This is a genomic window from Nocardioides sp. P5_C9_2 (genome assembly GCF_054049555.1).
In genome coordinates, this window is sequence record NZ_JBFUMD010000321.1 from 1 (window position 1) to 4,641 (window position 4,641).

At 68.5% G+C, this 4,641-nt stretch carries 5 protein-coding genes and 1 pseudogene; 3 read left to right on the forward strand and 3 right to left on the reverse strand.

Annotated features, from left to right (window positions below):
- Window positions 1–275: 275 nt before the first annotated feature.
- Together ACXJKL_RS15035 and ACXJKL_RS15040 are read right to left on the reverse strand one after the other, a co-directional pair.
- The gene (locus ACXJKL_RS15035) at window positions 276–1,160 is read right to left on the reverse strand and encodes a hypothetical protein (RefSeq protein ID WP_457207846.1); all 885 of its coding nucleotides are present in this window, start codon (window positions 1,158–1,160) and stop codon (window positions 276–278) included.
- A gap of 17 nt (window positions 1,161–1,177) precedes the next feature.
- Window positions 1,178–1,750 carry a DUF6318 family protein gene (locus ACXJKL_RS15040; RefSeq protein WP_457207847.1) on the reverse strand — a complete coding sequence of 191 codons (573 nt, stop codon included), beginning with the start codon at window positions 1,748–1,750 and terminating at the stop codon, window positions 1,178–1,180.
- Between the two features lie 165 nt (window positions 1,751–1,915).
- Here ACXJKL_RS15040 and ACXJKL_RS15045 point away from each other — a divergent pair, with 165 nt between their 5' ends.
- Window positions 1,916–2,938, forward strand: a complete 1,023-nt coding sequence (locus tag ACXJKL_RS15045) for a CAP domain-containing protein (protein ID WP_457207848.1) — start codon at window positions 1,916–1,918, stop codon at window positions 2,936–2,938.
- A gap of 10 nt (window positions 2,939–2,948) precedes the next feature.
- On the opposite strand, the gene ACXJKL_RS15050 is transcribed toward ACXJKL_RS15045, so the two are convergent.
- On the reverse strand, window positions 2,949–3,290 hold the full coding sequence (locus ACXJKL_RS15050; protein WP_457207849.1) for a hypothetical protein: 342 nt from the start codon (window positions 3,288–3,290) through the stop codon (window positions 2,949–2,951).
- A gap of 391 nt (window positions 3,291–3,681) precedes the next feature.
- On the opposite strand from ACXJKL_RS15050, the gene nrdR reads away from it, so the two are divergent.
- On the forward strand, window positions 3,682–4,146 hold the full coding sequence (gene nrdR / locus ACXJKL_RS15055; RefSeq protein ID WP_457207850.1) for a transcriptional regulator NrdR: 465 nt from the start codon (window positions 3,682–3,684) through the stop codon (window positions 4,144–4,146).
- 110 nt (window positions 4,147–4,256) lie between these two features.
- Window positions 4,257–4,641: pseudogene (locus tag ACXJKL_RS15060) on the forward strand (vitamin B12-dependent ribonucleotide reductase); the annotation flags it as partial.

Below are 4,641 nucleotides of genomic sequence, written 5' to 3' on the forward strand. Positions count from 1 at the left end.
CTGGTGCCGTGCTGACCGGGGTCAGCCTGGATGGCGGCCCGGCTGGTCCACCCGGCGGACCACAGGCGCCGCTGTCGGCTGGCGGGACCGGGCGGACAGGGATGAGCGGGTCGATGAGGGCCGTCTCCGGGGTTTTCAGCGGCCCTGGCGGTCGGTACTGCGCGAGCTGCGACCTGAGTCACCGGGTGACTCAAGTTCCAGCGGAGGTCTGGTGCTCCCCGCAGGGGTCCGACCGCGGGGCACTTCAGTCATCCCCGTTGCCGGTTCGGTCCGAGTCAGTGGACGAGCTGCGGCTTGGCCTCGAGGACGGCGACGCTGACGGGGGCGCCGGCGATCGTCACGGTCCCGTCCACAGGACGCCAGTCGGGTTCGCCCACGACCTTGAACTGGGCGGACCAGGTGGTGTCGACACTCAGGTCCAAGCCTTCGGAGGTCTTGGCATAGGTGTGGGTGATGAGGTCGGCCATGTCGGCGCCCTCCGTCCATGCCTTGCCGGGAGTACTCGTCGTCTGACTGGTCTCGTCGCCGTGCTGCCACACGAACTGGCTGGGCCACACCTCGAGCAGTACGTCGATGTTGACCCGGTCGAGATGCACCGGGATCTGGTGACGTGCCGCGCTGGTGGACAGGATTGTCGGGAGATTGACCAAGGTCTCGCCGCCCGGCGGCTGCACGTTGATGGCGGACTCGGGGAGGGTGACCTTCTCGAACGCCTTCAGGACCTCGGCGGGGATGTCGACCGTTGCGGTGGGAGTCGTCTCCGCCGTAGGCGGCGGGTCTTCGGGGCACTGGTCGTAAGTGCCGAGTGGCTCCCCGGTGGCGGCATCGATCATCGTCCACGTCCGAGGCACTGAGTCATCAGGGCAGCGGTTAGGCGTCACACAGCCCACTCCGCTGTAGGTGTCGCAGGATAGATCGCCGAGCTTCCAGATGACATCGGGGGACGTAGCTAGCGCGCTTTCGGTGCCGCCTGCGCCAGTCTCCTGCCCTTCGCCTTCTGACGAGCCCTGCGGGCTTTGGTCAGTACCTGATGCGCCGAATCCGCCTGGCCCATCAGTGGTGGTTCCGACAGAAGCTTCACCAGTGGGTTCGGGCGGGGATGTCTCGCCTGCGGTCGCCGGAGGTGTCCCAGTGAGGAGGCTCAGAACGAACCCGATCATCAGTGGCAGGGTCCGAATCATTTTGCACTCCACTCCGAAATGCGTAGTCCACGAGGTCCGGTCACTACCTGGAACCGCCAAGTCGCCTGTCCGGCCTCGTAGGTCCGGTCAAGGTCGCCGGCTCCCGAGACCACTTGGCGTGTGTGTTCGGCCACGACGTCGAGATAGAAGTAGGCAACCCTGGCTGTCACTTGGCGTCGGCCAGTCACGTCAGATGAGAGGACCGAGTAGTCGCCCCCTTCGTTGCTGCCGCCACGCTTGTAGATCTTGCTGATGAACTCGACGCCGCCGCGGCAAGCGTTACAGGACGCGAGGCCGAGTGCGAGGAGTCCTTCCACGTCGCCGGTGGTCTGCGCGTAATTGATGTAGTCGAAGTAGTGCCCCACGAACGCTTCCGCAGCCTCCTTGCCATCCCCCTCCGCCTCAGGCGGAAGCGTCGGCTCCACCGGCCCGGTGTCCGTCTCCACCGCCGACGGCGAAGCCGTCGGATCCGGGATTTGCGGCGTCGGCTCGTCCTCCGAGCACCCCGCGAGCAGCAACGGAAGGACGCACGCGGCCGCGAGCGAGCGGCGTACACGACCAGGATTCATGGAGACCTTCTTCCCGAGAGCATCGGATCCATGCCCCCGCACGGCCGACGCATCCAAACTAGGGGACTCGTGGCGGGAGTTCGACCCCCACTTCGGCGCCTGTGGACGACGGAGGAGAGCGCGGAGGAGTACGTTCTCGCCACCCCCACCGCCGAGAGGCCGACCATGCGCGTACCCCGCACGCTCGCTGCCCTGGTCGTGCCGCTCGCCCTGGCGGTCCCGCTCCAGCTGGCGCTCCCGCTCCCGCTGGCACTCCCGCTCCCGACGAGCCCGGCCCTCGGCCATGGCACTACCCAGGCAGGGCACCTACCAGCCAGTTCCGCGCAGACCGCGATCGACACCTCGAGCCGGTCCAGCGTCCGCGACGCCTATCGGCGCCTCTGGGCGCGAGGCGAGGAGTCCAGGCCACGGTGGATCGGCGGCAGCGTCGCCGGCTGCGTCCCCGGCCGGTTGGCCGACCGCTCGACGAGGAGGCAGCTGGACGCCATCAACTTCGCGCGAAGGATGGCCGGACTGGACCCCGTGCGACTCGACCCCAAGGTCGTCCCCGCCGCCCAGGCAGCGGCGCTGATCATGACCGCCAACCACGCCGTCAGCCATGACCCACCGGAGGACTGGCCGTGCTGGACGCGCCAGGGACACGACGCCGCGGGGGAGTCCAACCTCTACGAGGGCACGCCCGGCGAGAGCAACAGCGACAAGATCGAGGCCTACCTCGACGACTGGGGCGGCGGCAACCAGCGAGTCGGCCACCGTCGTTGGCTCCTCTACCCCTACCTGGCCTCCGTCGGCATCGCCGGAACCGCGCGCACCAACGTCACCCACCTCTTCGGTACGCCTTTCGCCGAGACGATGCCCAACCCGGAATGGGTCTCGTGGCCGACGGCCGGCTGGTTCCCGTCCCGCCTCGACCCCCGCGGACGCTGGTCGCTCGGCTCGGGTGCGGACGACACGGACTTCTCGCGGGCCACGGTGAGTGTCGCCTTCGAGGGCGAGCCCGTCGCGGGCATCAGGCTCCGCACCCCCGACCCCGCCCCCGGCAAGCCCACCCTGGTGTGGGAGATGCCGAGCCGCTCGTGGTCGAGCGGACCGGTCGGTACGGCGGAGGTCACCGTCAGCGGGATCGTCGTGGACGGCGTGCCGGACCAGGTCGCGACGTACACGATCCGCTTCTTCCGGACGCGATGAGGGGGACGGCTCAGCGAGCCGCGCGACGCCCACCCGCGACCCGCGGGGCAGCGGGCTCGGACGGCTCGTCGGGCGCCGACGTGATCCCCAGGGCGCGCAGCAGTCGAGCGATGAGCATCAGCCCGGTGAACAGGCACGCGACCGCGCCGAGCGACGCCAGCGCGAGGAACGCCCACGAGCTCGACTGCCCGCTGCGCGCCGACGTACCGAAGTCGATGGCCAGGTAGACGAGGTAGCCCCAGGCGACCACGCACAGCGTGATCCCGGCGGCCAGGGCGAGGGCGACCTTGTTGATCCCGGAGCGCTGACGAGCGCCTCGTCTCGCCCCTGCGCGCTTCCCCGGAGATGCCACAGGAGCATTGTGTCCGATGCGCGGAGGCGACGTGACCGAACGGTCCCGAAGAGACCCTCGACACGCCGCCCGAACGGGCCATCCGTGGACCGAGATCAGGGCTGTCGGAGGCACTGACCTGCGGTTTTACCCGCACCCTCCGCCCCGCCCCGGATGATCATTTCGAACCACTTGCCAACGTCCCCGCGCCGACGTACGGTTACCACTACATCTAGTAGTTACACCGTTGTGGTTCTCCACATCTAGTCCACAGGGACCGGGTGCGGACCTCACAGCCAGAGGCTACTTGTCCACAGGAATCACCGGCTGGTCCACAGGCGTTGACACCCCGAGAGGGTGTTCGAGTCGCGCCCGGGACCCGACTGGACGAGCGAGGAAGGGAGGCCCGCACATGCACTGTCCTTACTGCCGCAACACCGACACCCGTGTGCTCGACTCCCGCGTCGCCGACGACGGCAGTTCGATCCGCCGCCGTCGCACGTGCAACGACTGCGCCAAGCGGTTCACCACCGTCGAGCAGATGCAGCTGGTCGTCCAGAAGCGCTCCGGCGCGACCGAGCCCTTCACGCGGGACAAGGCGATCGCCGGCGTCCGCAAGGCGTGCAAGGGCCGCCCGGTCACCGAGGACCAGCTCGCCTGCCTGGGCCAGGCCGTCGAGGACGCCCTGCGCCTCAGCGGGCAGGCCGAGATCCCCGCCCACGAGGTGGGTCTCGCGATCCTGAGCCCGCTGCGCGAGCTCGACGAGGTCGCCTACCTCCGCTTCGCCTCCGTCTACCGCGCCTTCCAGAGCGCGGAGGACTTCGAGGCGGAGATCGAGATGCTCCGCATGGAGCGCCATTCGGCCCCCACGGGCTGACACAGACTGCCCGGCACGTCGTGGGGAAGCGGCGTGCCGGGCGCACCACTCACAGCAGGGCAGTCCTGCTGAAGACGATTGACCATCACGAGGGATCACGAGGAGAACCCATGACCGAGACGGTGAGCAGCCGCGCCAAGGGCGCTGCAAAGGGCAAGGGCCTGACCCTCGAACGGGTGTTCAGCACCGCTGGCACGCACCCGTACGACGCCATCACCTGGGAGCGTCGCGACGTCGTCCAGACCAACTGGAAGACCGGCGAGACCGTCTTCGAGCAGCGCGGCGTGGAGTTCCCCGACTTCTGGTCGGTCAACGCCTCCACGATCGTCACCAGCAAGTACTTCCGCGGCGCCGTCGGCACCGACGTACGCGAGTGGAGCCTCAAGCAGCTCATCGACCGGGTCGTGAAGACCTACACCAAGGCCGGCGTCGAGCACGGCTACTTCAAGACCGACGGCGACGCCGAGATCTTCGAGCACGAGCTGACCTGGCTGC